General features: G+C 74.5%; 23 protein-coding genes. 5 read left to right on the forward strand and 18 right to left on the reverse strand.

The features are described 5' to 3' along the window. Position 1: 1 nt before the first annotated feature. Genes gatA through ADEH_RS21655 form a run of 4 tightly spaced genes read right to left on the reverse strand, consistent with a single transcriptional unit; the run spans position 2 to position 3,294 of the window. Entirely contained in the window at positions 2 to 1,480 is a 1,479-nt protein-coding gene (gene gatA, locus ADEH_RS21640) for an Asp-tRNA(Asn)/Glu-tRNA(Gln) amidotransferase subunit GatA (protein WP_011423234.1), read from the reverse strand. Next, on the reverse strand, positions 1,477 to 1,770 hold the full coding sequence (gene gatC / locus ADEH_RS21645) for an Asp-tRNA(Asn)/Glu-tRNA(Gln) amidotransferase subunit GatC (RefSeq protein WP_011423235.1): 294 nt from the start codon (positions 1,768 to 1,770) through the stop codon (positions 1,477 to 1,479). The genes gatA and gatC overlap by 4 nt, the downstream gene beginning before the upstream one ends. 7 nt (positions 1,771 to 1,777) lie before the next feature. Further along, a complete protein-coding gene (locus tag ADEH_RS21650; RefSeq protein WP_041453761.1) occupies positions 1,778 to 2,113 on the reverse strand; it encodes a zf-TFIIB domain-containing protein in 336 nt (111 codons plus the stop codon). Positions 2,114 to 2,115: 2 nt separating this feature from the next. After that, complete coding sequence (locus tag ADEH_RS21655; RefSeq protein ID WP_011423237.1) at positions 2,116 to 3,294, reverse strand: zinc-ribbon domain-containing protein; 1,179 nt, start codon at positions 3,292 to 3,294, stop codon at positions 2,116 to 2,118. Between the two features lie 157 nt (positions 3,295 to 3,451). On the opposite strand from ADEH_RS21655, the gene ADEH_RS21660 reads away from it, so the two are divergent. Then, positions 3,452 to 6,244 carry a DNA translocase FtsK gene (locus ADEH_RS21660; RefSeq protein WP_011423238.1) on the forward strand — a complete coding sequence of 931 codons (2,793 nt, stop codon included), beginning with the start codon at positions 3,452 to 3,454 and terminating at the stop codon, positions 6,242 to 6,244. A 245-nt stretch (positions 6,245 to 6,489) separates the two neighbouring features. After that, positions 6,490 to 7,110, forward strand: coding sequence for an OmpA family protein (locus ADEH_RS21665; RefSeq protein WP_041453762.1), 621 nt, complete (start codon positions 6,490 to 6,492; stop codon positions 7,108 to 7,110). Positions 7,111 to 7,656: 546 nt separating this feature from the next. Here ADEH_RS21665 and plsY read toward each other — a convergent pair. Genes plsY through ADEH_RS21700 form a run of 7 tightly spaced genes read right to left on the reverse strand, consistent with a single transcriptional unit; the run spans position 7,657 to position 12,443 of the window. Continuing rightward, on the reverse strand, positions 7,657 to 8,262 hold the full coding sequence (gene plsY, locus ADEH_RS21670) for a glycerol-3-phosphate 1-O-acyltransferase PlsY (RefSeq protein ID WP_011423240.1): 606 nt from the start codon (positions 8,260 to 8,262) through the stop codon (positions 7,657 to 7,659). After that, entirely contained in the window at positions 8,259 to 8,660 is a 402-nt protein-coding gene (locus ADEH_RS21675) for a DUF2752 domain-containing protein (protein WP_041453763.1), read from the reverse strand. The genes plsY and ADEH_RS21675 overlap by 4 nt, the downstream gene beginning before the upstream one ends. Before the next feature lie 8 nt (positions 8,661 to 8,668). Further along, complete coding sequence (locus ADEH_RS21680) at positions 8,669 to 9,748, reverse strand: YIP1 family protein (protein ID WP_011423242.1); 1,080 nt, start codon at positions 9,746 to 9,748, stop codon at positions 8,669 to 8,671. Between the two features lie 48 nt (positions 9,749 to 9,796). Further along, the gene (nuoK, locus tag ADEH_RS21685) at positions 9,797 to 10,096 is read right to left on the reverse strand and encodes an NADH-quinone oxidoreductase subunit NuoK (protein WP_011423243.1); all 300 of its coding nucleotides are present in this window, start codon (positions 10,094 to 10,096) and stop codon (positions 9,797 to 9,799) included. Continuing rightward, positions 10,096 to 10,602 carry an NADH-quinone oxidoreductase subunit J family protein gene (locus ADEH_RS21690; protein ID WP_011423244.1) on the reverse strand — a complete coding sequence of 169 codons (507 nt, stop codon included), beginning with the start codon at positions 10,600 to 10,602 and terminating at the stop codon, positions 10,096 to 10,098. Before ADEH_RS21690 ends, nuoK begins: the two co-directional genes overlap by 1 nt. Before the next feature lie 3 nt (positions 10,603 to 10,605). After that, the gene (gene nuoF, locus ADEH_RS21695; RefSeq protein WP_011423245.1) at positions 10,606 to 11,931 is read right to left on the reverse strand and encodes an NADH-quinone oxidoreductase subunit NuoF; all 1,326 of its coding nucleotides are present in this window, start codon (positions 11,929 to 11,931) and stop codon (positions 10,606 to 10,608) included. Next, complete coding sequence (locus ADEH_RS21700) at positions 11,928 to 12,443, reverse strand: complex I 24 kDa subunit family protein (protein WP_011423246.1); 516 nt, start codon at positions 12,441 to 12,443, stop codon at positions 11,928 to 11,930. The genes nuoF and ADEH_RS21700 overlap by 4 nt, the downstream gene beginning before the upstream one ends. A 97-nt stretch (positions 12,444 to 12,540) precedes the next feature. Between ADEH_RS21700 and ADEH_RS21705 the strand changes: the two genes are divergently transcribed. Continuing rightward, positions 12,541 to 13,287, forward strand: coding sequence for a TIGR02266 family protein (locus ADEH_RS21705; RefSeq protein WP_041453764.1), 747 nt, complete (start codon positions 12,541 to 12,543; stop codon positions 13,285 to 13,287). A gap of 221 nt (positions 13,288 to 13,508) precedes the next feature. Here the strand turns inward: ADEH_RS21705 and ADEH_RS21710 are convergent, their stop codons facing one another. The 3 genes from ADEH_RS21710 to ADEH_RS21720 all read right to left on the reverse strand — a co-directional run bounded on the left by ADEH_RS21710 (position 13,509) and on the right by ADEH_RS21720 (position 15,630). Further along, on the reverse strand, positions 13,509 to 13,940 hold the full coding sequence (locus ADEH_RS21710) for a GNAT family N-acetyltransferase (protein WP_011423248.1): 432 nt from the start codon (positions 13,938 to 13,940) through the stop codon (positions 13,509 to 13,511). Positions 13,941 to 14,039: 99 nt separating this feature from the next. Next, positions 14,040 to 14,327, reverse strand: coding sequence for an HU family DNA-binding protein (locus ADEH_RS21715; RefSeq protein WP_011423249.1), 288 nt, complete (start codon positions 14,325 to 14,327; stop codon positions 14,040 to 14,042). A gap of 184 nt (positions 14,328 to 14,511) precedes the next feature. Further along, positions 14,512 to 15,630, reverse strand: a complete 1,119-nt coding sequence (locus ADEH_RS21720; protein ID WP_049760155.1) for a hypothetical protein — start codon at positions 15,628 to 15,630, stop codon at positions 14,512 to 14,514. Between the two features lie 954 nt (positions 15,631 to 16,584). Between ADEH_RS21720 and ADEH_RS21725 the strand changes: the two genes are divergently transcribed. After that, positions 16,585 to 17,388, forward strand: a complete 804-nt coding sequence (locus ADEH_RS21725) for a PilZ domain-containing protein (protein WP_011423251.1) — start codon at positions 16,585 to 16,587, stop codon at positions 17,386 to 17,388. 4 nt (positions 17,389 to 17,392) lie between these two features. Here the strand turns inward: ADEH_RS21725 and purF are convergent, their stop codons facing one another. Then, positions 17,393 to 18,850 (reverse strand): amidophosphoribosyltransferase, encoded by a 1,458-nt coding sequence (purF, locus tag ADEH_RS21730; protein WP_011423252.1) that lies wholly within the window; start codon positions 18,848 to 18,850, stop codon positions 17,393 to 17,395. A gap of 33 nt (positions 18,851 to 18,883) precedes the next feature. Between purF and ADEH_RS21735 the strand changes: the two genes are divergently transcribed. Continuing rightward, positions 18,884 to 20,242 (forward strand): neutral/alkaline non-lysosomal ceramidase N-terminal domain-containing protein, encoded by a 1,359-nt coding sequence (locus tag ADEH_RS21735; protein WP_041453765.1) that lies wholly within the window; start codon positions 18,884 to 18,886, stop codon positions 20,240 to 20,242. Positions 20,243 to 20,248: 6 nt separating this feature from the next. Here ADEH_RS21735 and ADEH_RS21740 read toward each other — a convergent pair whose 3' ends face one another. From ADEH_RS21740 to ADEH_RS21750, 3 genes are all read right to left on the reverse strand, one after another. Beyond that, positions 20,249 to 20,701 carry an acyl-CoA thioesterase gene (locus tag ADEH_RS21740; protein ID WP_011423254.1) on the reverse strand — a complete coding sequence of 151 codons (453 nt, stop codon included), beginning with the start codon at positions 20,699 to 20,701 and terminating at the stop codon, positions 20,249 to 20,251. Positions 20,702 to 20,795: 94 nt separating this feature from the next. Beyond that, positions 20,796 to 22,466, reverse strand: coding sequence for a PEGA domain-containing protein (locus ADEH_RS21745; protein WP_011423255.1), 1,671 nt, complete (start codon positions 22,464 to 22,466; stop codon positions 20,796 to 20,798). Beyond that, complete coding sequence (locus ADEH_RS21750; RefSeq protein ID WP_011423256.1) at positions 22,463 to 24,013, reverse strand: PQQ-binding-like beta-propeller repeat protein; 1,551 nt, start codon at positions 24,011 to 24,013, stop codon at positions 22,463 to 22,465. Before ADEH_RS21750 ends, ADEH_RS21745 begins: the two co-directional genes overlap by 4 nt. Positions 24,014 to 24,017 lie beyond the last annotated feature (4 nt).

Here is a 24,017-nt window from a genome sequence, read left to right on the forward strand (position 1 = left end):
CTCAGGGCTCCGGGGGCGCGGGCAGCGGCCCGAGCTCGCGCTCGAGCGCGCGCGCCGCGCGGAACAGGGTCGCCTCGTCGAACGGGCGCCCCACCAGCTGCAGCCCCACCGGCAGGCCGCTCGCGGCCTCGAGGCCGCACGGCACCGACAGCCCGGGCAGCGCGGCCAGGTTGCAGGTGATGGTGAAGATGTCGGCGAGGTACATCTGCAGCGGGTCCCCGGTGCGCTCGCCCAGCGCGAACGCGACCGACGGGGTGACCGGTCCGGCGATGACGTCGCAGCCCCGGAACGCCTCGTCGAAGTCGCGGCGGATGAGCGTGCGGACCTTCTGCGCGCGCAGGTAGTACGCGTCGTAGTAGCCGGAGCTGAGCGCGTAGGTGCCGAGCATGATGCGGCGCTTGGGCTCGGCGCCGAGCCCCTGCTCGCGGCTCTCCGCGTACATCTCCTTCAGCCCCTTCGCGCCCTCGGCGCGCAGGCCGTAGCGCACGCCGTCGTAGCGGGCCAGGTTGGAGGAGGCCTCCGCCGGCGCGATGAGGTAGTAGGCGCCGATGCCGTACTTCGAGTGCGGCAGGGAGACGTCCACCAGCGTGGCGCCGAGCCGGCGGTAGGTGTCGAGCGCGGCGCGGATCGCGGCCTCGACGCCGGCGTCGAGCCCGCCCGAGAGCCACTCGCGCGGCACGCCCACGCGCAGCCCGCGCGCGCCCTCCTCGAGCGGCCCGAGGTAGTCGTCCACCGGGCGGGTGGAGGAGGTCATGTCCCGCGGGTCGTGCCCGGCGATGGTGCGCAGGACCAGCGCCGCGTCGCCCACCTCGCGGGCGAGCGGGCCCACCTGGTCGAGCGACGAGGCGAACGCCACCACGCCGTAGCGCGAGACGCGGCCGTAGGTCGGCTTCACCCCGACCACGCCGCAGAACGCGGCCGGCTCGCGGATGGAGCCGCCGGTGTCGGTGCCGAGCGAGGCGTGCACCTGCCCCGCCGCCACCGACGCGGCGCTGCCGCCGGAGCTGCCGCCCGGCGTGCGGGAGAGGTCCCACGGGTTGTGGCAGGGCTTGTACGCGCTGTTCTCGTTGGACGAGCCCATGGCGAACTCGTCCATGTTGAGCTTGCCCACGATCACCGCGCCGGCGGCCTCGAGCCGCTCCACCACGGTGGCGTCGTACGGGGGCAGGTAGCCCTCGAGGATCCGCGAGCCCGCGGTGGTGGGGACGCCCTTCGTGACGAAGAGGTCCTTCACCGCCACCGGCACGCCGTCCAGCTCGGAGCGGCGCTCGCCGCGCGCGGCGCGGGCGTCGGCCGCCTTCGCCGCGGCGCGCGCGCGATCGGCGCACACCGCCAGGAACGCGCCCAGCTTGCCGTCCGTCGCCTGGATGCGCGCCAGCGAGGCCTCGACCAGCTCGGTGGACGAGATCGCCTTCGCGGCGACGCCCGCCCCCGCCTCGCGCAGCCCGAGGCGGCAGAGCTCCTTCGCCGGCGTGCTCATTCGATGATCCTCGGCACCTTGAAGGCGGTGCCCTCGCGCGCCGGGGCGGCGGCGGTCGCCTCCTCCGGCGCGAGCGAGGCGCGCACCGCGTCCTCGCGCAGCGCCGGCAGCTCGCCGGCGGCGAGCGCGTGGGTCATGGGCTCGACCGCGGTGACGTCGAGCTCCTCGAGCTGGCGGACGTGGTCGAGGATGGCCGAGAGCTGCCCGGCGAAGGTGCGCTCCTCCTCCTCGGACAGCCTCAGCCGCGCCAGCTGGGCGATGCGCCGGACCTCCTCGAGCGACAGCGCCATCTCTCGCCTACGCCTTCGACTCCGGCTTGAACCAGTTCAGGATCGCGCTCATCACGCCGCGCGACTCGGGCTTCTCGAGGTGCTCGAGCTCGCCCCGGTCGAGGAAGATGCCGCTGCACGAGAAGCACACGTCCACGTCCACGCCGCGGAGCTTCACCTCCTGCATCTGCATGCCGCACTTCGGGCAGTGCATGAAGTGCAGGTCCTTCAGCCGCTTCCGCTCCGACTCCTCCGTCTCCTTCTTGAGCTGGAGCGCGAGCTTCCGCTTCTTCTCGGCGTCCTCCCGGACGAAGTACTCGTCCTCGGTGGTGGACGGCTTCCCCGGCGTTCCCTTGTCGGACATGGTCATCTCCTCAGTGCGTCGATGGCGTTCCGGGCGACCGCGGCCTCCTCGCCGTCGGGATGATGCGCGAGGTACCGCTCGTAGTACCTGATGGCTTCCGCGTCGTTCCCCTGCCACCGGTAGGTCTCGGCGAGCCCGAGGGTGGCGTCCGGATTCTCCGGCTCCACCCGCAGCGCCGCCTGGAAGGCCGACTCGGCGGAAGGGTAGCGGGCGAGATCGAGATAGCACAAACCCTGCCCGGTCAGGGCCGCCACGTTCTCGGGATCCGTGGCGAGCACGCCGCGGTAGAGCTCGAGCGCCCGCGCGATCTGGCCACGGCTCCGCAGGCGGCCCGCCTGCGCCAGCGCGTCGGCGCCCGGGGCCGGCTTCGCCGCGGGGGCGGCCGCGTCCGGTGCGGCCGCGGGCGGTGCAGCCGCGGGCGGTGCAGCCGCGGGCGGTGCAGCCGCGGTCGGTGCCGCGTCGGCCGGCGGCGCGGCGGTAGGCGGCTCCGTCGGCGCGGGCGCCGGCGAGGGCGAGCCCGGCGCGGCGGCGCCGGCGGGCGGGGGCTCGCCGGGCGCGGCGGCGTCGGGCGGCGCGGCCGGCGGGGGTTCGGCGGCGGCCGGTGGCGCGGCGGACGGTCCGGTGGGCTGCCCCGGTGCGGGCGGCGGCTCGCCCTCGGTCGCCGGCGGCGGGGCGGCGTCGCCGCCGAACAGGTCCAGCTGGGAGCGCGACCGGTCGAGGAGCACCTTCGCGCCGAGCCCGAGCGCGCCCGCGAGCACCAGCGCCAGGAGCAGCTGCGGCGCCCGGCTCCGCCGCAGGCTGCTGGAGGGCCGGCTCCCCGGATCGAAGGTGCCCGCGCCGAACGCGGGGGGCGGCTCGATGCGGGCCGCGGTGGGCGGGACGGCCGGGCGCGGGGCGGCCGGCGCCGGCGGGGCTGCGACGCTCGGGGCGGGGCGCGCGGCGGGCTGCGCCGGCGAGGGCGGCGGCGCCATCGGGGCGGGGGGCCCGGGCCGGGGCGGCGGCGCGAGCTGCCTCGCGCCGACCGCGTGCTCCGGGCGGAGCGGCGTGGTGACGAACACCACCTTCCGCCTCACCTCGAAGAGGTACCCGCAGTTGGTGCACTGAAGGGCCACGCCGGCGGCCGTCACCTGCTCGTCCTCGAGCACGTAGGCCGCCCTGCAGCGCTCGCAGCGGATGTCCATCGGTCCCCGGAGAAAACCTCGCGCTTCCGCAGGATTCTACGCGAGCGCCCCCCGCCCCGCCGAAAAATTGACCCCCCGGTACCCCCCGATATCCTCCCGGAGGCAGGCCCTCGTCCGCGCGAGCGGCGTGTTCCACCCTCGAGGTCCCGTCGTCGCCATGGGCAAGCCCAAAGCCAATCGCCGTGTCTCCCCGAAGGAAAAGGGAAAGCGCGGCGACCCGCCCGCCGAGCGCGCGAAGGGCGGCGCCGCCCCGCGCACCGGCATGGCGCGCGACGTCGGCGCGGTGGTGCTGCTCGCGGCCGCGCTCGGCAGCGGCCTCTCGCTCGCGACCTACTCCTCGCTCGACGCGGCGCTGATCGCGCACGGCATCGCGCCCGCGAACCTGGTCGGCCCGGTCGGCCACCGGACCGCGTCCGCGCTCTTCGGCGTGCTCGGCCTGTCGGCCCTGGTGCTCCCGTTCGGCCTGGGCGCCGCGGCCTGGCGCCTGTTCCGCGGCGCGCCCCCGCGCATCACGCTCGTGTCCGCCGGCGCGTACACGGTCCTCACGCTCTCGGTCGCGACGCTCTCGCACCTCGCGCTCGCCGGCAACGTCACGCTCCCCTTCCCGCCCGGCGGCGCGGTGGGCGCCGCGCTCGCGCGCCCCAGCGTCCACGCGTTCTCGCTCTGGGGCAGCGCGATCCTGGTGGGCGCCACCGCCACCGTCGCCGCGATCGTGGCCTGCGATCTCAAGGTGCAGACGGTGGGCGCCGCGCTCTGGCGCGGGCTCGCCGCCACCGCCGGCTTCCTGTCGCGCCGGCTCGCCACCGCGGTGGACGAGCACCGGGTCGCGGTCGCCGAGCTGCGCGCCGAGGAGGCCGCCGAGCGCGAGCGCCGGCTCGCGGCCGAGCAGCTCGCCGGGACCGCCGAGATCGAGGCGAGCGGCGAGGAGGCGCACGAGGAGGCCCGCGCGGTGGCCGGCGCGCTCGCGCTCGAGCAGCTCCGCCGCGACACGTTCGAGGATCCGGCCTGGGTGGAGGGGCTCGCCCCCGCGCCCGAGCCGCGCGAGGAGGCCGAGGGCGCCGGCGAGGGCGAGCCGGCCGTCGAGGAGCCGCCGCGCCGCCGCCGCAAGGCGCGCGAGCCGGAGAAGGCCGTCGAGGTGCGCGCCGAGGTCGAGGATCCCGCCGCGCTGCCGCTCCCGGCCCGCGCCGAGAAGCCGGAGATCGTGGTCTCGCAGGCGATGCTGGAGCGCGCCCGCAAGAAGGAGAAGAAGAAGGAGGCGCCCGCCTTCGCGTTCCAGAAGGCCGGCGACGTGTTCCAGCTCCCGGCCACCGGCCTGCTCGACGTCCACGACGAGAAGGCCAAGGACCTCGACACCGCCGGGCTGACGCGCACCGCCGAGGTGATCGTCGCGACGCTCGCGCAGCACGGCGTGGACGGGACCATCAAGCACATCCGGCCCGGGCCGGTGGTGACGCTCTACGAGTTCTCCCCGGTCGCGGGCGTGAAGCTCGCGCGGATCGAGAACCTCGACAAGGAGCTCACCATGGCGCTCAGCGCCACGCGGATCCGCATCATCGCGCCGATCCCGGGCAAGGGCGTGGTGGGCATCGAGGTCCCGAACCGCGACCGCGCCACGGTGTGGCTGCGCGACATCCTCGAGTCGGAGTCGTTCGCCTCGGCGGGCGGGTTCCTGCCGCTCGGCCTCGGCAAGAACATCGAGGGCATCCCCTACTGCGTGGACCTGCAGCGGATGCCGCACCTGCTCATCGCCGGCACCACCGGCTCGGGCAAGTCGGTCGGCCTCAACACCATGATCCTGTCGATGCTCTTCCGCCAGACGCCGGCGGAGGTCCGCATGATCATGGTGGACCCGAAGATGACGGAGCTGTCCACCTACGAGGACATCCCGCACCTGCTGCTGCCGGTGGTCACCGACCCGCAGAAGGCGGCGCGCGCGCTGCAGTGGGCCGTGGACGAGATGGAGCGGCGCACGCAGATCCTCGCCGACACCGGCTCGAAGGACCTCAAGTCGTACAACGGCAAGGTGGAGAAGCTGCGGGCCGAGGGGCGCACGTTCGAGGACCGCGACGAGGTCGCGCCGCCGCGCAAGCTGGTGGTGGTGGACGTGGCCGCGGGCGAGTCCGAGGACGAGGTCGCGGCCCGGGCCGCGACCGACGAGGCCGCCGGCGAGTGGCGCCCGCTGCCCGCCGAGGCGGTGGCGGGCTCGCCCGAGTTCGAGGACCCCACCGCGCCGCCGCCCGCCGACCCGGTGGCCGCGCGCGACGAGAAGAAGCTGCCGCAGAAGCTGCCGTACATCGTGGTGGTCATCGACGAGCTGGCCGACCTCATGATGACCGCGCCGCGCGAGGTGGAGATCTCGCTCGCGCGCCTCGCGCAGAAGGCCCGCGCCACCGGCATCCACCTCATCGTCGCCACGCAGCGCCCGTCCACCGACGTGGTCACGGGCATGATCAAGAACAACTTCCCCGCGCGCATCACCTTCCGGCTCGCCTCGCGCCACGACTCGCAGACGATCATCAACGGCCCCGGCGCCGAGACGCTGCTCGGCGACGGCGACATGCTCGTGCTCACCGCCACCGCGCCGGTGACCCGCGTGCAGGGCGCGTTCGTGTCCGAGGAGGAGCTGCACCGGGTGGTCGGCTTCCTCAAGGAGCAGGGCAGGCCGGTCTACGACGAGTCCATCCTCAAGGCGCGCGAGGGCGCCGGCCCGGGCGGCTACGATCCGGACGAGGACGACCCGGTCTACGACCAGGCCATCGACCTCGTGTCGCGCATGGAGGAGGTCTCGGTCTCGAAGCTCCAGCGCGAGATGCGCCTCGGCTACAACAAGGCCGCGAAGATCATCGAGCGGATGGAGCGCGAGGGCATCGTGGGCCCGCCGAACGGCGTGAAGCCGCGCCAGGTGCTGATCCGCCCCGCCGGCGAGACGAGCGCGATCCCGAACGTCTGAGGGCGCACGTCGCCCTACATCGGCCCCCGGTGGGTTTCCCTCCGGCTGCCCCGAGGGGAAGTCCCCGTCGCCTCGCGGTGTTCCCCTCCCGCGCGGCGATCCCGCGCGGGCGCCGGAGGTTGTCCGGGTCCCCGTGTCCGCGGTACACCCGCAGCGGGGGCGCGCGTCCGCGCTCCGCCGCCGGCCCACGGCATCGAACGCGCCGGACCGGCGCGACACGACTTTCATCGGGAAGGAAGGACCGCATGAACAAGACCTCGCTTCGCCTCACCGCGGCCGTGACCGCGGTCCTGCTGTTCGCCGGCTGCCAGACGGCCGGCAAGCGCACCGCCATCGGCGCCGGCGCGGGCGGCCTCGCGGGCGCGGGCGTGGGCGCCCTCCTCGGCGGCAAGAAGGGCGCGCTCATCGGCGCCGGCGTCGGCGCGCTCGCCGGCGGCTCGGTGGGCCTGTACCTCGACAAGCAGCACAAGGAGCTCGAGAAGATCGCCGAGACCAAGCGGACCGAGAACGGCCTGCTGGTCGAGATGAAGGGCGACATCCTGTTCGACTCCGGCAGCTCCGCGCTGAAGCCGGAGGCGATCGGCAAGCTCGAGCAGATGGGCGACATCCTCGCCAAGTACGGCGACGACCGCATCCGCATCGAGGGCTACACCGACTCGACCGGCTCGAAGTCGATGAACGAGGAGCTGTCGCTCCGCCGCGCGGACGCGGTGAAGCGCGTGCTCGTCGGCCGCGGCGTGCAGGAGAAGCAGATCACCGCGCTCGGCATGGGCCCGGTGCGCCCGGTGGCGGACAACGGCTCGGCGACGGGCCGCGCGCAGAACCGGCGCGTGGAGCTGCACATCGACGTTCCGAACGCGACCTGATCGGAACGAGGGCTGCGCCCTCGCCCCACGGAGCGCAGCTCCGTGGGGCCCCACTCCTGCTGCGCGGGGCCCGTGACCTCGCGGGCCCCGCTGCGCGGGGATCCCGCGAGGTCCCCGCGGGGAGGGGCGTTGCCCCTCCCCAGCTGCGCTGGGGCCCCTCCCTGATCTGCTGGCTGCTGGCCTCACCGCCTCTTGAATGGGCGGCGGGACCGTGGCGGCGCGTCCTCTCGCGGAGGCGTGATGAGCCCTTCTTCCGGACCCCGGTGGCGCGAGCTCGGCGCGGCGATCGCGCTCGCGGCGGCTTGCGCCGGGCTCGTGCGGATCTTCTTCTTCACGCACTGAGGGCGGCCGCGCCGCGGCGCTCACCCTGAGCGTAGGCGGTTCCTCAATCCGCTCACCCTGAGCGTAGGCCGCGCCGTCAGGCGCGGCCGGAGTCGAAGGGCCGGAGTCGAAGGGTCACCCTGAGCGTAGGCCTCCCTCAGTCCGCTCACCCTGAGCGTAGGCGGGCCGCAGGGCCGCCGGAGTCGAAGGGCGGAGTCGAAGGGCCTAGACCTTCTTTTCCTCGCCGCGCACCAGCCGGCGGATGTTCTCGCGGTGGCGCAGGAAGATGAGGAGCGCGATCGCCAGGCCGGCCCAGGGGACCGGGTGGCGGACGCCGTACGTCGCGAAGCCGCCGGCGGCGCAGAGGGCGGTGCCGGTGAGCGAGCCCACCGACGAGATCCGCGTCAGGCCGTAGGCGACGGCGTAGCCGACGAGCCCGGCCAGCGCGGCCCAGGGGGCCAGCACCGCGAAGATGCCGAGGCCGGTCGCGACGCCCTTGCCGCCCTTGAAGCCGAGCCACACCGGGAACAGGTGGCCGACGAACGCGGCCACCGCGACGGCGGTGGACCAGGCCTCGGCGTGCGGCGCGCCGGCGAGGAGGCGGCGCGCCAGCAGGATCGGCACGATGGCCTTGGCGGCGTCGAGGACCAGCACCAGGACGCCCATCTTCTTGCCGCCGGCGCGCGCGACGTTGGTCGCGCCGATGTTGCCGGAGCCGACCGTGCGCACGTCCACGCCGAGCACGAGGCGCCCCAGCACCACGCCGAACGGGATCGAGCCGGCCAGGTAGCCGGCCGCGACCAGGACGGCGCCGAGCAGGTCCGGGCTCACGCGGCGCCTCCGCGGGCGACGAGCCACGCCCAGTTCGCGAGCAGCGCGACCACGCCGAGCGCGACCGCGGTGCGGGCGGCGCGCGGCGACGGGACCGGCAGCGGCCAGCCCGCCGCGGCGCGGACCAGGTCGGCCGCGGAGAGCAGCCAGATCCCGCCCGCGAGCGCGGCGCCGAGCGGGCTCGCGCCGAGCGCGGCCCCGACGTCGCCGTGGGCGAGGTGCACGAACGCGTGGGTCATGCCGCAGGTGGCGCAGGGGATCCCGGCCATCCCCTTGAGCGGGCAGGTGTAGTGGAACGAGAGCACCGGCACGAAGCGCGCCACCAGGAACGTGAGCGCGCCGACGAGCGCGAACACCTCCGCGTGCCCGAACCGCCCGGTGCGCCGCCAGCCGATCACGCCGGGCCTCACAGGTCGATGGCCGGGCCGTGCCCGAGCTCGGAGAACCCGCCGAGCGCGCCGCCCAGCAGCATGCCGAGCGGCCCGAGGCAGCAGCAGACGCACAGGAGCAGCGCCGGGGTCAGCACCGCCGCGGCGGCGCGGCCGGTCCCGCAGCGCTGGGCCTCGGAGAGGCCGATCACCACCGCCACCAGCCACCAGATCGGCGCGATCAGCCCGCCGCAGCCCGGCACGGCCAGCAGCGCGAACACGCCGAACGTGTAGCCGACCGCGGTGAGCGTGGCCGGGAACCCGCGCCGGGCGCCGCCGAACAGGACCAGCAGGAGGTGGATCGCGCCGGCCGTGACGTAGAGCGCGACGAGCCCGAGCAACGGCGCGAGCAGCACCTCCCCGAGCACGATGGCGCCGGTCCCGCGCTGCACGAAGTTGCGGATGATCTCGGCCTGGCCCGGGGGCATGCGGCCGGCGAGCTGCTCCATCACGGCCACCATCTGCTGCCCGGAGAGCCAGTTGAAGAGCGACTGGACCGCGACGCCGAACGCGTAGGAGATCACCGCGAACAGCACCGCGCTGCCGGGCTGGTCCACCCGCACCTGGCGGAAGAAGCGCGCCGGCTCGATCGCCGCGAGCTTCCAGGTCTCGAAGTACGTGGAGAGGAACCCGCGCCGCTCGCGCTCGGCGAACGGGGCCGCCAGCTCCGGGCCGGAGGGCATGGGCGGCGGAGGCGGCGGCGGGCCCCAGCCGCCCGGCGCGCCGGAGGGCGGCGGCGGGCCCCAGGCCGGCGGCGGGGCGCCGTAGCCGCCGGGCGGGGGCGGAGGCGGCGGCGGGAGCTCGCCGCCGGGCGGCGGAGGCGGGGGTGCGCCCCACACCGGCCCGCCCGGCTCCGAGGGGCCCGAGGCGGGCGCGGGGGCGGGCGGCGGAGGGGGCTCGGCCGCGGGTGGCGCGGCGGGCGGAGCGGGCTCGGCGGGCGCCGGCGGCGGGGCGCCGGGATCGGCGAGGAGCAGCTCCGCGCCGCAGTGCGGACAGGACTGCCGGCCGAAGCGGTCGGTGGTGAACGTCGCCTGGCAGCGGGCGCAGCGAGCGAGCATGGCGCGGAGCTTACCGCGTCCGCCCACGCCCGCCCGAGGGAAAGCGCGCTACTCGGAGAGGACCCGGACCTCGTCCACGTTGATGGCGCCGCGGCTGCGGTAGATGGCGATGACCACCGCCAGGCCGACCGCCGCCTCGGCGGCCGCCACCGCGATCACGAAGAACGCGATGGCGTGCCCGGCGACGTCCCCGCTCCGGCGGGCGAACGCGAGGAACGTGAGGTTGGCCGCGTTCAGCATGAGCTCCACGCTCATCATCAGGATGAGCGCGTTGCGCTTGGTGAGCACGCCGAGCAGGCCGATGCCGAACAGGATCGAGGCGAGCCAGAGGTAGTACTCGACCGGCATTAGATCCGCTCCTTGGCCACGACCACCGCGCCCACGATCGCCACGAGCAGCAGGAGGCTGGTGACCTCGAACGGCAGGAGGAACTGGGTGTAGAGCACCCGGCCGACCGCCTTCACGGTGCCGAAGTCGGCGGCGAGCGTGGCGAGCTCGCTCGTGCGCGCCTGCGCGATGGCCGAGGCGAGCACCGCCACGAGCAGCACCACGCCGAGCGCGCCGATGAGCTGCATGGCGCGCCGCGGCTCCTTGATCAGGTGCTCGTCGCCGAGCGAGAGCAGCATGATCACGAACAGGAACAGCACCATCACCGCGCCCGCGTACACCAGGATCTGCATGAACGCGATGAGGTGCGCGACGAGGAGGACGTAGATCCCGGCCAGGAAGAAGAACGCGGCGACGAGGTTCATCGCGGCGTACACCGGGCTGCGGGACATGATCACGCCGATCGCGGTGGCGACCAGCGGGATGGCGAACACCCAGAAGGTGACCTGCTCTGCCGTGACGCTCATCGCCTAGTACCTCACCGCCCCGACGAGGGCATCACGCGAGGACTGGTCGAGGCCCCAGCCGCTCTCGCCCATGGGGCAGCGGTGCGCCTCGACGTGCCGCAGGAACTCCGGCTTGAACTTCTTCAGGAACGACTGCACCGGCATGGCCGCCGCGTCGCCCAGCGCGCAGATGGTGTTCCCGGCGATGTTGCCGGCCACCTGCTCGAGCTTCTCCACGTCGGCGGCGGTCGCGTGCCCGTGCTCGATCTTCTCGAGGATGCCCTCCATCCACGAGGTGCCCTCGCGGCAGGGGGTGCACTGGCCGCAGCTCTCCTCGGCGTAGAACTTCGCGATGCGGGCCAGCGCCCGGACCAGGCACACCGACTCGTCGAACACGATCACGCCGCCGGAGCCGGACATCGACCCGGCCGCCTTCACCGCGTCGAACTCGAGCGAGATGTCGATCTCGTGCGCGGCGAGCACCGGCGCGGAGGAGCCGCCGGGGATGACCGCCTTCAGCTTGCGGCCGCCGACGATCCCGCCCGCGTCCTCCATGATCAGCTTCTTCAGGTTGTAGTGGACCGGCTTCTCGTAGACGCCCGGCCGGTTCACGTGGCCCGAGACGCCGAACAGGCGCGTGCCGCCCGACTTGCCCACGCCGAGCGCGGCGAACGCCGCCCCGCCGTTCGCGACGATCCAGGGGACGTTCGCGATGGTCTCGACGTTGTTGATGATGGTCGGCTTGCCCCACAGGCCCACCACCGCCGGGAACGGCGGCTTCAGGCGCGGGTAGCCCTTCTTGCCCTCGAGCGACTCGAGCAGCGCGGACTCCTCGCCGCAGATGTACGCGCCGGCGCCGCGGTGCACGTGGATGTCGAGCGGGAAGTCCTTCTTGCCGAGCAGGCGCGGGCCGAGGATGCCGGCGTCGCGCGCCTCCTGGATGGCCTGCTCGAGGATGCGCGCCTGCTTCGCGAACTCGCCGCGGATGTAGACGTAGGCGAGGTGGATGTCGAGCGCGTAGCAGGTGAGCGCGATCCCCTCGATCAGCATGTGCGGATCGTGCTCGATGATGTAGCGGTCCTTGAACGTGCCCGGCTCGGACTCGTCCGCGTTCACCGTCAGGTAACGCGGGCGGACGTCCTTCGGCAGGAACGTCCACTTGAGGCCGGTCGCGAAGCCCGCGCCGCCGCGGCCGCGCAGGTTCGACTTCTTCACCTCGTCCACGATGGCGGCCGGGTCGGCGCCCATGGCCTTGTCGAGCGCGCCGTAGCCGCCGTCGGCCCGGTACGAGGCGAGCGAGGCGGAGTCCGGCTTGCCCCAGCGCTTCGAGAGGATGAGCGTCTCGCTCACTTGAGCCCTCCGACGATCTGATCGACCTTCTGGATGGTGAGCCGCTCGTGCATCTCCTCGTCCACCAGCATGGCCGGAGCCGTGCCGCAGGAGCCGAGGCACTCCACCTCGCGGAGCGTGATGCGGCCGTCGCGGGTGCTCTGCCCGTTCGCGAGCTCGAGCTTCTTCTTCAGGTGCTCGAAGATGCGCTCGCCGCCGGTCAGGCAGCAGGAGACGTTGGTGCAGACCTCGACCACGTGCCGGGCCGGGGGCTCGGTGTGGAACATCACGTAGAAGGTCGCGACCTCTTCGGCGCGCGCCGGCGACGTGCCGAGCCGCTCCGCGGCCAGGCGCTGTACCGCCGGGGACAGATAGCCGAAGATCTCCTGCCCCAGGCGGAGGGCGGGAATCATGGCGGCAGCCTTCCGATCGGGCGGGTACCGGTTCAGGATCCCCGCCAGCTCCCGGTCGAAATGCTCGACCTTCTCACGGGGCAGTTCTTCGACCGCACCAACCGACGCAGGGTTCGTCATAAGGGTCCGGGAAGTCTGGGCGAAAACCGGGGCAGGCTAGTGAGGACATGTAAGATTGTCAAGGAGATCCGCAGCGATATACTCGACTCCTCAAGTCATGACCGAGGGACGAGAGCAGCGCCGCGACCCACGCGTTCCACTCGTCCTTAGGGTCGAGTACCCCGGCGTTCCCAACGCCGTCCGGGACGCCACCGAGAACCTCTCCGCCGGGGGTCTGTTCATCCGGACCGAGCGCGAGCTGGAGCCAGGCACGCGGATTCCCCTGCAGATCTCCTTCCCGGGGCTCCTCGCCCCCTTCGAGGTCGAGGTCGAGGTGGTGCGCCGCCGGCCGCCGGGGGAGGCGGGGCCCGCCGGCGTGGCGGTGCAGATCCCGCCGGACCGGGCCGCCGATCGGCAGAAGCTCGCGCAGCTCGCCGAGACGGCGCGCAACGCGCGCGGCCGGACGAAGGGCGGCTACCGGGTGCTGGTGGTGGAGGACAACCCGCACGTCGTCGAGATGTACGAGTACGCGCTCCGGCGCCTGCGCAGCGGGAGCGACGCGCTCGACGTGTCGGTCGAGTTCGCCACGAACGGCCAGCAGGCCCTGGAGCGGCTCGCCGCCCCGCCGGCGGTGGACCTCGTGCTCACCGACCTGTTCATGCCGGTGATGGACGGCTTCGCGCTCATCGAGCGGATCCGCGCCGACGCCCGGCTCGGCGAGCTGCCGATCATGGTGATCAGCGCAGGCGCCGCCGACGCGCGCACCCGCGCCATCGACCTGGGCGTGGACGTGTACCTGCAGAAGCCGGTGCAGTTCGTGGACGTGATGAGCACCGTCCGCACGCTGCTGCACGTGCGCGGCTAGCGCTCGCGCTTCCGGCTCCGCCCGCTCATCCCGACCCTTCGACTCCGGCGTGCCTGCGGCACGCCTACGCTCAGGGTGAGCGCTGCGAGCGCGCTCATCCCGAGCGTAGCGCGGCCCTTGGGCCGCGCGGAGTCGAGGGACGCTCAGGGTGACCCTTCGACTCCGGCGAGCTTACGCTCAGGAGCGCCGGGCTCGTCAGGCCGCGCGGAGTCGAGGGACCGTCACAGCCGCTTGCGCATCACCACGTGCTCGATCCCGGCCTCCTGGAACGGCGCGCCCTCGGGGACGTAGCCGTGGCGCCGGTAGAACGCCTCCACGTAGCGCTGCGCGTGCAGCTCGATCTCGGCGAGCCCCTCGGTGCGCGCCCGCGCCTCGAGCGCCTGGAGCACCAGGCCGCCCACGCCGTCGCGGCGCCGGTCGCGCGCGACCGCCATGCGGCCCACGCGCCCCACCCCGCCCTCCTGCCGCACCAGCCGCCCGGTGCCGACGCAGCGGCCCGCGTCGAGCGCGACCACGTGGAACGCGGTCGCGTCCTCGGCGTCGTGCTCGAGCTCGATCGGCACGCCCTGCTCCGCCACGAAGACCTCGTCGCGGAGCGCGAGGGCGAGCCGGCGCAGCGGCTCGGTGTCGGCGGGGACGACGGAGATCGGCATGGCGGGCTCCTCGAGCGCGTTCACGGACGGGCGATTCACCAAAAGGAAACGCCCGCCGGAAGGCTCCGGCGGGCGCGGTTGCATCGGTGTGCCGGAAGGCTACTTCTTGGCCTTCTTGTTGAAGATGTCCTTCAGCGCCTTGGCGGGCGTGAGCTTGATGGCGGTGCGGGCCGGGATCTTGATCTGCTCGCCCGTGGCCGGGTTGCGGCCGATGCGGGCCTTGCGGTCCACGAGCTTGACCGCCCCGAGCCCGCCGAGCGGGATCTTCCCCTCGGCCTTCAGCCGCTTCGTCACCACCTCCTCGACCGCCTCGAACACCGCGCGCACCTGCGCCTTCGAGACCTGCGAGCCCTCGGCCACCGCCTGGAAGAACTGAGCCTGCGTCATGTAGGGGATCCCTCCGTTCGCACCGCCGCAAGGTTTTCGAGGCGGCGAATGGCTTCGGAGATATCGCTTCCGGATCCACACGTCAACTTCATCGCGGCGCGGATCGCCTGGAAAATGGGCCGATCGTGACGATCCCGGGGCGCCGCCCCCCGCCCGGAAGGCGGGCGGGAGGGAGCACCGGGAGTCATGTGAGGGCGGCCACGATCTCGAAGACGATGAGGAGGATGATGGCGAGCTCGAGCAGCTCCGACCGGCTGGTGTCGGCGGCGTCGCCGATGAGGTCGTTCACCTCCGCGAGGAGCCGTTGCTTGCGCAGGACCGACTCCTGCCACGCGGGCAGGCGGAAGCGCCGGACCGCCGACTGGTACAGGCGCGCCAGGTAGAGGTCCCCCACGATTTTCACCGCGTTTTCCAGCCTTTCGATCATTTCCGAGAGCTCGAGCAGGAGCGCGGCGGTGCGCCGCTGGAGCTTGCGGTACCGGCGCGTGAACACGTTCGCGACCGGGCTGCCCCCCGCCTCGATCTCGTCGTAGATGCGGTGCAGCTCGGTGTCGAGGAGCGCGTCGTAGTAGCGCAGCTCGAGCAGGTGGGCGGTCGCGAACTCGAGCAGGTCCGGGATGTCCTCCACCCCCGAAGGCTCCGAGACGAAGGCGCTGTTCCAGTGCACCACCGCCAGGTCGTCCTGCAGGTAGGAGAACCGGTGGGACAGGACCTCCTGCCGCTCCGCCGCCGAGAGCGGCACGGCGCTGGTCTCGCCGAGCAGCAGCTCCGGCACGTGCCCCCCCGAGAGGAGGTCGTTCGCCGGGATCGACCCCTCCTCGAAGCGGCGCACCAGGAACACCTGGTAGCTCTCCAGCCCCTCCCACGCGTGCGGGCGCTCCAGGGCCGATCCGAGCGCGCGCGCCACCGCGTCCGCCTCGCGGCGCGCCGCCGCGTCGAGCGCGGGCGACGGCTCCACGAACAGCGCCTCGGCGAGCGGCACCATCGCGCCCAGGCTCGTGCCGGGCGCGATGGGCAGGCGGTAGCGGATCGAGACCACGCCGTAGTCGAACACGTGCGCGCTCGCCTCGGCCGGCCGCGTCCCGTCGCCCAGCGGGAGGTCGCGCGGCCCGAGCGCGAGCTGCAAGGGCGGCCGCGGGAACTCGAGCGCGGAGGCGGACTGGGCGCCCTCCAGCCGCAGCCGGCCCGCCGGCGCGGACGCGGCGCGCTCGGCCGCGACGAGGTCCACCGCGTCCGCCACGTCGAACAGCCGGTACACCAGCACCTCGCCGTCCGCCACCCGGGGCCCGTCCAGCGTGCGCATGCCCTCGACTCTAGACGCGCGGGCGGGATTCGGAAACGCCGGCGAGCGGGGCCTCGTCCAGCGGGGCCCGCGTCCAGCGAGCTTCCAGCGGGGCCTCGCATCTTGCGGGACCTCTTCCAGCGGGCCCTGTCCTGGCACGGGCCGCTAGGTCGGCGGTCCGGGCGTTCGCGGCGGTGCTCGCTCCGCAAGGCCCGCGACGTGGATGGCTGGCCGGAACCGGTTCAGTGGGATCGTGGAAGCCGACGCACCGTGCGGGCCAGCCGCGCGTTCAGGGCCGGCGCCGGCTGCGCCGGTCCCTTCGCAGCGGCTGTCCCCGGCGGTGCAGGTCTAAGATACTGGAGACGTTCCGAGGGCTCGCTGCGCTCCGCTCCGGCGCGAATGCCCGGATCGCCTCCGTGGCGGCCTGACGTGGATGGGAGGCGTGGGGCAAGGAATTTCTCGCGCAGTGCCCCCGAACACCTCGAAGCCGCCAGTACGGTCCCCCGTCCGCAGCGCGTACGCCCTCGCCCGCGACCGCGACTGTCAGCGCAGGCGCAGCCCGCGACGACCACCTCTCGCGCGCGTGTCCAGCCGGCGTGCGCGGCGAGCATGTCTGAGGCCGCACGTCGCGTCAGCGATACGTGCGGCCGAGTTTGCGAGCGCGCCCAGCTGCGTCGAGCGCCGTCCGCGCGCGTCCTCCGACCGAAGTCCCGCGCCGAGCATTCCTTCTCCACGTCGCGAGAGCGGGCGAGGGCGGGAGCGCCCACGAGGACCCGCACCCACGGCCCCCCGGCTTCGAGTGGCGTGGACCATTTCCGCCCGCCCTTCGACAGGCTCAGGGCGAGCGGTGCCAAACGCGAGCCCCCCGGCTTCGAGTCGCGCCGCAACCCCGTCCCAACGGCCAGGGCCCCGTCATGAGCGTTGCGGCCTGGCGGGGTTCGTCGTTGATGGTGCGCGTTCTTCCCGCGGACGCCCGTGAGCCCAGACGCCGTCATCCTGAACCCGCGCGCCTCGCCGCGCGTGCCCGCGCGCTGCCAGGTGCGGGTGCGCCAGCGGCTCTGGCGCTGGTCGGCCGAGACCGCCGACCTCGGGCCGGGCGGGTGCCAGCTCGTCTCGGGGCGGCGCGTGGCGCCGGGGCGCTCGCTCCGGGTGACGCTCGCGCTGCCGGCGCTCCGCGTCGAGGTGCGCACCGCCGCGCGGGTGGTGTGGTCCCGCCCGAGCGCGCCGGGGCGCCTCGGGCTCGCGTTCGAGGGCACGCCCTCGCACCGCGCCTGGTTCCAGGCGCTGGCCGTCGCCGACCCGGCCGTCTCGGCCGCGGCCCGGCGCACGCCGGACCGGCTCCCGCTCGCGGCGCGCGTCTACCTCGGCGCGCCGCCGCCGTCGGCGCTGGGCTTCACGCCGGACGAGCTGGCGGTGCTGCGGCGGGTGGGATCCGGGGTCCGGGTGGGCGGCCTGCTCGCGTCGCTGGGCGGCGCGCCCTCGGAGCGGACCGTCGGGGCGCTGTTCGGCCTGGTGACGCGGCGGCTCCTGGTGCTCGAGGCCGCGGGGTCGCCCGGCCCGGAGCCCTGGCGCGCGGCGCTCGCGGCGGCCGAGGCGGCCGCCGGCGTGCCGCCCCTGGCCCGCCCCTCGACCGCGCAGCGGCTGTTCGACGAGGGCATGGAGCACCTCGCGGCCGGGCGGACCGCGCTCGCGCTCCGCCGCTTCGAGGAGGCGCGCGCGCACGCGCCGGCGGACCGCGAGATCGCGGCCATGGCGGCGCGGCTCGCGCGCTGGAGCTGAGGGGCTACTGGCCGACCAGCCGGAGCGGCGGCGGCGCGGTGCGCTTCGGGAACTGGACCAGGTAGTCGCCGGTGAAGCACGCGTCGCAGAACCCGGTCCGCTCCTCGCCCATGGACGCGTACATGCCCTCGAGCGAGAGGTAGCCGAGCGTGTCGGCGGTGACGTAGGTCGCGATCTCCTCGATGGAGTGCGTGCTCGCGACCAGCTCCTGCCGCGACGGCGTGTCGATGCCGTAGTAGCAGGGCCAGGCGGTGGGGGGCGAGCTGATGCGCAGGTGCACCTCGCGCGCCCCCGCCGACCGCAGCATCTTCACGATCTTCCGGCTGGTGGTGCCGCGCACCACCGAGTCGTCCACCACCACCACCCGCTTGCCGCTCAGCACGTCCTTCAGCGCGTTCAGCTTCAGCTTCACGCCGAAGTGGCGGATCGACTGCTGCGGCTCGATGAAGGTGCGGCCGACGTAGTGCGACCGGACCAGCCCCATCGCGAACGGGATGCCGCTCTCCTCGGCGTAGCCGATGGCGGCGGGGACGCCGGAGTCCGGGACCGGGATCACCAGGTCGGCGTTGACCGCGTGCTCGCGCGCGAGCTGCCGGCCGAAGCCGTGGCGGACCGCGTACACCGACCGGCCGAACAGCACCGTGTCCGGCCGCGCGAAGTAGATGTGCTCGAACACGCAGCGCCCGAGCCGCGCCGGCGGGCGCTCGTCCGGGAAGAGCCGCTCGCTGCGCAGCCCGCTCCCGTCCACGATGACGAGCTCGCCCGGCTCGACCTCGCGCACGTACTCGGCCTCGATGAGGTCGAGCGCGGTGGTCTCGCTCGCGAGCACCCAGCTCCCCTTCAGCCGCCCGAGCACGAGCGGGCGGAAGCCCATCGGGTCGCGCGCGCCCACCATCACCTTGGGGGTGAGGAACAGGATCGAGTACGCGCCCGAGACCCGCCCCAGCGCCTGCCGGACCGCGCCGACCAGCTGCTCGGCCGAGCCCGGCGCGCCGGACGCCCGGGCGCGGGCGATGAGGTGGACGATCACCTCGGAGTCGGTGGAGGCGGTGAAGATCGACCCCTGCGCCTCCAGCTCCGCGCGCAGCGCCTCGGCGTTCACCAGGTTGCCGTTGTGCGCGAGCGCCACCGGGCCGCCGGCGTACTGCACCGCGAGCGGCTGGGCGTTCTTGAGGTGCGAGGCGCCGGTCGTCGAGTAGCGGACGTGGCCGATGGCGGCCCCGCCCTTGAGGGTGGAGAGGACGCCCGCGTCGAAGATGTCCGCGACGAGGCCCATGTCGCGGTGGGTGTGGAGCGTCTCGCCGTCGCTCGAGACGATCCCCGCGGATTCCTGCCCGCGGTGCTGCAGCGCGTGCAGGCCGAGGTAGGTGAAGTTGGCGGCCTCTTCGGACTGGCCCACCGCCCAGATCCCGAAGACGCCGCACTCGTCCTTCAGCTTGTCGTAGACGGCGTCGTACCCCATGAGGCGCGGGAGTATAACGATCCACGCTTGAAAATGCCTCCCGCCAGACGACTCCTCCTCGCGGCCGCGTTCCTCCTGGGAATTCCCGCCGCGATCCTCGCCGTCGCCTCCCTCCCGTGGCACGGCGAGCGTCCCGCGGAGGCGCCGCGCGTCACCGCCGTGCGCCGCTGCCAGGGTCCGCTGTCCGCGGGCGCCGCCGCGGCGACGTTCGAGCTGCCGGCCGGCGTGCCCATCGGCGGCTTCGCCCGGCTCCGGTACCGGAGCGAGGGGGTCCGCGATCCGGTGGGCGCCCGCGCGCTCGTCCTCTCGGCCGGCGAGTGCCGCTTCGCGCTCGCGTCCGCGGAGATCCTGCTCGTCCCCGAGGCGCTCGAGGTGGCGGTGCGCGCGCGGCTGGGCGACGTCCCGCTCGACGGGCTGCTCGTCGGCGCGACGCACACGCACTCCGGGCCCGGCGGCTACTGGGATCACCTCTTCGGCGAGCACATCGCCACCGGCCCGTTCGACCCGGTCCTCCGCGACCGCATCGCCGGGGGGATCGCCGAGGCCATCCGCGCCGCGGCGGCGGCCGCCGGCCCGGCGCGGCTCTCGGTGGGCGAGGGGCGGGCCGAGGAGCTCGCGTACAACCGGACCGAGGGGCCGGTCGAGGCCCGCCTCACCGTGGTGCGGATCGACCGGCCGGACGGCACGCCGGTCTCCGAGGTGGCGATCTTCGCCGCGCACCCGACCACGCTCGGCCGCGCCAACCTCCTCATCTCGGGCGACTGGCCGGGCCGCTACCTCGCCGGCGGCGGCCGCGGCGTGCGGCTCTTCTTCCAGGGCGCGCTCGGCGATCAGGCGGCGACGCCGGTGAAGGGTCCGGAGGGCACGCCCACCGATCGCTACGGCGACGCGTTCGCGCGCGCGGTGGACGGGCTCGCCTGGTCCGCGCCGGACCCCGCGCCCGCGATCGCGTTCGCCACCGCCGAGGTGCCGCTGCCCGCGCCGGATCCCGGGGCCGTCCCGCCGCTCCTGCGCCGCGCCGCGAGCAACGCGTCCTGGGACACCATGCCGGCGCGCGCCGACGTGGAGGCGCTGCGGCTCGGCGGGCTCGTGCTGGTGGCGGTGCCCGGCGAGCCGGTCTCCGAGGTCGCCGGGGACTGGCGCCGCGCGGCCGGGCCGGGCGCGCAGATCGTCTCGCTCGTGAACGGCTACGTCGGCTACGTGGAGACCCCGCGGATGATGGCCGCGGAGCGCGGGGAGACGCCGCGGACGTACTACGGCCCGTCGCTCGCGGCGCGGCTCGAGCCGGCGGTGGCGGCCGCGGCGGCGGCGGTGCGCGGCGCCGCGCCGGAGCGCGCGCCCGGCGGCGCGGCGGGCGCTGGACGCACCCCGGCGGCGGCCGGCCGCCGCTGACCCCGCCTACTCGCGCGGCTTCAGCGGCGCCAGCTCCTCCCACGTCGGGCCTTGCGGGACCTTCCGCATCGCCTCGGTGAGCCCGTCCGGCGGCACCACCAGCCGGCGCGACTCCATGCCCATCCACGCGCCGCTCAGCACGATGCGCGCCGCCGTCTTCCCGCCCGGCCGCCAGAACTCGTGCGCGAGCTTCCAGCGCGCGCCGTCCGAGGAGAGCCCGAGGCCGGTCAGGTCCACCTCGACCGAGTCGCCCAGGCGCAGCTCGCGGACGTAGTCGATCTCCTCCCGCAGGAGCACCGGGCCGATCCCGAGCTCCTCGAAGCGCGAGAACGGCCAGCCCTGGTCGGCGAGCCAGCTCATGCGCGTGTCGATGGCGTACTCGCTGTAGGCGGTGTTGCGCATGTGGCCGTTCGCGTCGCAGTCGGCCCAGCGGACGATGAAGATCTTCGTGTAGCGCATCCGGTTCTCGGCTCCGAGGTGGGTAGCCGATTGTTTACCCCCGCGCCGGGCTCGACGCGGGGACCCGCTTGGGACCGACGGTGGGTTCGGGACCTCAGAAGCGCACCGCCAGCCCTCCACCGGCATCGGCGTCGCGGTCCCCGTCCCACGACAGCCAGCCCAGCACGCCGGCGGTGGCCGCGAACGCCGCGGCGACGCCGGCGGACACGAACGCGTTGCGCCGGGCGGTGTCCCCGCTGCCGCGGAGGTCGCGGTAGCGGCCCGGATCCGAGCCGGCCAGGAGCTGGCCGTCGGGGCCGAGCATGTCCCGCGCGTCCGCGTAGCGGCCGGAGGCGGCGAGCCCCTGCTGCACGGCGACCGCCGCCAGGCCGAGCGCGAGCGCGCCCGAGCCGATGGCCGCCGGGCGCATCCAGCCGGGCCCCGCGCCGGGCCGCGCGCCCTTCGCCAGGCCCCGACCCGCCGGATCCGGCGCCGGCAGCGCCGCCGCGCGGGGGGCGGGGGCGAGGATCGACCGCACCGGCGCGGGCACGCTGGCGGCCGCCACGGCGGGCGCTGCGGCCACGGGCGCGGGTGGCGCGGGGGTCTGGGTCCCGGGCGCGGGCGGCGGCGCGGCCGCCGGGATCGGCGCGACGGCCGGCGCGACCGGCGGCGGCGCCGCCGGAACGGGCGGCGCCTCGGCGACGGGCGGCAGGGGCGGCCGGATCTCGCGCGGCCCCTGCTGCGTCAGGTTCTGCACGTCGCGCGAGGACTGGCCGGTGAGCAGGAACGACGCGAGCGCGCCGACCTGCACGGACGGCAGGCCCCCGGCCACCAGCCGCACGCTGCCCTCGCGCAGCAGCGCGCCCCGGCGCACGTCGAAGATCGAGCCGACCAGGAACTGCGCCTGGCCCTCCTGCGCGCGGCTCACCGTCAGCAGGCGATCGACGCCGAGCCAGGCGCCGGCGCGCACGATGCCGTAACCGCGCGCCTCCGGCGCGAGCGCCAGCCCCGGGCCGGCGTTCACGCGCAGCGCCTCCGCCAGCGCGAAGTCCAGCACCACGCTCCGGTCCTCCGGCTCGAGGTCCACGGTGAAGCTCGGCACCCGCAGCGCGCCCGCGCCGCCGCCGACGCGGTAGCTCCCCGCCGGCAGCGTCAGCGTCACGGGCGTCGTGCCCATGGCGCGGCCGTTCACGTAGACGGTGCCGGACCGCCCCTCCGACGCGACGTGCAGGCGGCGCCGCGGCAGCGCGCGCACCCGCGCCTTCACCTCCTCGAAGCGGCGGCGGAAGCCGGGCGAGTACTGGTCCGGATCCGGCTGCAGCGCGGGGTCGGTGCGGGCGAGCGCGAGGAAGGCGCGCTCCATCTCGCGCTCCTGCCCCAGGCTGAGCGAGGCGTGGGCCAGCCGGAGCATGGCGCGCTTCCACTGGAAGTACGCCTCCTCGCCCTCGGGCAGCGCCTCCAGGTCGTCCACGATGGCCCGCAGGGTGCGGACCGAGCTGTCGAACTCGCCGTTCTGGTACACCGCCAGCGCGCCGCCGTAGGCGCGGTCCAGCTCGGAGAGCGTCGCGTCGGAGCCCTGGCCGAGCAGCCGCCGCCGCATGGTGGCCACCTCCTCCACCCCGCCGACCCGGTCGCGGCACGCGGCGCGGAGCTGGTGCGCGAGCTCGGTGAGCTCGGCGTCGGGCCCGGCCGGCGGGTCGGCCACCGCCATCACCCCGAGCCGCTCCACCGCGCCGGCGCCGGAGGTGGCCAGCGCGCAGGCGGCGGCGACGAGCGCGCGCCTCACGGCAACGCCCCCGCGTTGCCGGTGTTGCGCGGGTCGTGGAACGCCTTGGGCCACGGCGCGGCGCGGTCGAGCTGCCCGTCCACGATCACCGCGTAGAGCTTGCCGTCGGCCCCGGCCACGTAGGCGGTGGAGGTGGCCGCGCCGGGCGTGCCGTGGACGTTGGCGGGCTGGAGGGCCTGGCCGGTGGCGGACAGCTTCACGCTCCAGGCGATCTTGCCGTCGCCGGCGTTCACGGCGTAGAGCCGGCCGGTCGAGGTCGGGACGAGGAGCGCCGGCCGCTCGCCGGCGAGCGCGAGCGGGACGGCCGGCACGCCGTTCAGCGGCTCGCTTTCGGTCCATGGCGGGGCGGCGGCCGTGGAGAAGCGCTGGAGCATCCCGGCGCCGCTGCCGACCACGACGCTGCCGTCGGACAGGACGATCGGGCCGGAGCTTCCGAGCGCCACCGTTCCAACGGTGGCGGTGGCCGCGTCCATCGTCGTGCGGTTCAGGTTGCCGTTCTGGGCCACGGTCCAGATCGCATCGGCGTCGTCGATAGCCATGGGGCCGGAAACAGCGTCGCCGACAACTGGAGGTACAGGCGTGCCGACCGTTCCCCACTCAGTGCGCAAGACGCCATTGGACGGCAGCGAATATTTGAGAAGGGTTCCCGATGATGCAGCGAACACGAACCCTCCTGATGCCGCAGTGGGCACGCTGACGGGGCCGAACACGCTCGTCTGATCGCAGAATCCGGTCTCGTTAGTGACCAACAGCAGGGCCGCCTGGGACGCGACCACAACCCAATCACCCGTGACCGTAGGTGGGCCGGCCAACGGTTCGCCGGGCGAACACGACGCCGACGTCGCCTGACCGTTGGCGTCGATCATGTACAGGGATCCGCCCTGTGTTCCGACCCAGGTATCGGTCCCCGTCACCGCAGGCGTCCCCGCCGCCCCTCCCGTCAGTTGCACGGGCTCGCCCACAGGCAAGCCCGATGCGTCGAATCGATAGACCTTCCCGTTGCTGCCTCCGAGGATGACGGTTCCGGCGTCGACGGCGGGAGAGCTGAGCGCCACCGTCGCTCCGCTATCTGCCGCCTGGGCCCAGCGGAGCCTCGTCACGGTCTGCGCCGGGGCATCCACGGGGATGCTTGCGTTCCTCGCCCCGTCGCGCGCCGTCACCGTCGCGACCACGGCACGCTCGAACGCGGGGAACGCGTAGCCCTCGAGCGGCACCTGGGCCACCCAGCGGCCGCCGGCGCGGGCCATCGGCACCGCGCGCGACGGGTCGAGGTCGAGCGCCACCGCGACCTCGCCCACCTCGCGGTCGTCGGCGACCGTGGCCTCCACGCGCAGCGTCCCGTCGCGCAGGCAGGGCGGACCGCAGGTCACCGCCACGCCGCTCACGGCGGGCGGCTGCGCGTCGGGCCAGCAGACCGCGCCGTCCGGCGTGGACGCGCAGGTCTCGCCCGCCGGGCAGTCGGCGCTGCGCGCGCAGCCCTGCCGATCGTCCTTCACGCCACTGCACCCCACGGCGAGCACCGCCGCCAGCGCCAGCATCCGGTTCATGTCG

The organism is Anaeromyxobacter dehalogenans 2CP-C (assembly GCF_000013385.1).
Lineage (GTDB): Bacteria > Myxococcota > Myxococcia > Myxococcales > Anaeromyxobacteraceae > Anaeromyxobacter > Anaeromyxobacter dehalogenans_B.

What these genes read in the sequence shown, in the direction of transcription:
- ADEH_RS21715 (WP_011423249.1), bottom strand. Translation starts at nt 14,327, where the DNA reads ATGACGCAGGCTCAGTTCTTCCAGGCGGTGGCCGAGGGCTCGCAGGTC.
- ADEH_RS21665 (WP_041453762.1), top strand. Translation starts at nt 6,490, where the DNA reads ATGAACAAGACCTCGCTTCGCCTCACCGCGGCCGTGACCGCGGTCCTG.
- ADEH_RS21650 (WP_041453761.1), bottom strand. Translation starts at nt 2,113, where the DNA reads ATGTCCGACAAGGGAACGCCGGGGAAGCCGTCCACCACCGAGGACGAG.
- ADEH_RS21690 (WP_011423244.1), bottom strand. Translation starts at nt 10,602, where the DNA reads ATGAGCGTCACGGCAGAGCAGGTCACCTTCTGGGTGTTCGCCATCCCG.
- ADEH_RS21710 (WP_011423248.1), bottom strand. Translation starts at nt 13,940, where the DNA reads ATGCCGATCTCCGTCGTCCCCGCCGACACCGAGCCGCTGCGCCGGCTC.
- gatA (WP_011423234.1), bottom strand. Translation starts at nt 1,480, where the DNA reads ATGAGCACGCCGGCGAAGGAGCTCTGCCGCCTCGGGCTGCGCGAGGCG.
- ADEH_RS21705 (WP_041453764.1), top strand. Translation starts at nt 12,541, where the DNA reads ATGACCGAGGGACGAGAGCAGCGCCGCGACCCACGCGTTCCACTCGTC.
- ADEH_RS21660 (WP_011423238.1), top strand. Translation starts at nt 3,452, where the DNA reads ATGGGCAAGCCCAAAGCCAATCGCCGTGTCTCCCCGAAGGAAAAGGGA.
- ADEH_RS21700 (WP_011423246.1), bottom strand. Translation starts at nt 12,443, where the DNA reads ATGACGAACCCTGCGTCGGTTGGTGCGGTCGAAGAACTGCCCCGTGAG.
- ADEH_RS21720 (WP_049760155.1), bottom strand. Translation starts at nt 15,630, where the DNA reads ATGCGCACGCTGGACGGGCCCCGGGTGGCGGACGGCGAGGTGCTGGTG.
- ADEH_RS21735 (WP_041453765.1), top strand. Translation starts at nt 18,884, where the DNA reads ATGCCTCCCGCCAGACGACTCCTCCTCGCGGCCGCGTTCCTCCTGGGA.
- ADEH_RS21750 (WP_011423256.1), bottom strand. Translation starts at nt 24,013, where the DNA reads ATGAACCGGATGCTGGCGCTGGCGGCGGTGCTCGCCGTGGGGTGCAGT.
- nuoK (WP_011423243.1), bottom strand. Translation starts at nt 10,096, where the DNA reads ATGCCGGTCGAGTACTACCTCTGGCTCGCCTCGATCCTGTTCGGCATC.
- ADEH_RS21655 (WP_011423237.1), bottom strand. Translation starts at nt 3,294, where the DNA reads ATGGACATCCGCTGCGAGCGCTGCAGGGCGGCCTACGTGCTCGAGGAC.
- ADEH_RS21680 (WP_011423242.1), bottom strand. Translation starts at nt 9,748, where the DNA reads ATGCTCGCTCGCTGCGCCCGCTGCCAGGCGACGTTCACCACCGACCGC.
- gatC (WP_011423235.1), bottom strand. Translation starts at nt 1,770, where the DNA reads ATGGCGCTGTCGCTCGAGGAGGTCCGGCGCATCGCCCAGCTGGCGCGG.
- ADEH_RS21740 (WP_011423254.1), bottom strand. Translation starts at nt 20,701, where the DNA reads ATGCGCTACACGAAGATCTTCATCGTCCGCTGGGCCGACTGCGACGCG.
- purF (WP_011423252.1), bottom strand. Translation starts at nt 18,850, where the DNA reads ATGGGGTACGACGCCGTCTACGACAAGCTGAAGGACGAGTGCGGCGTC.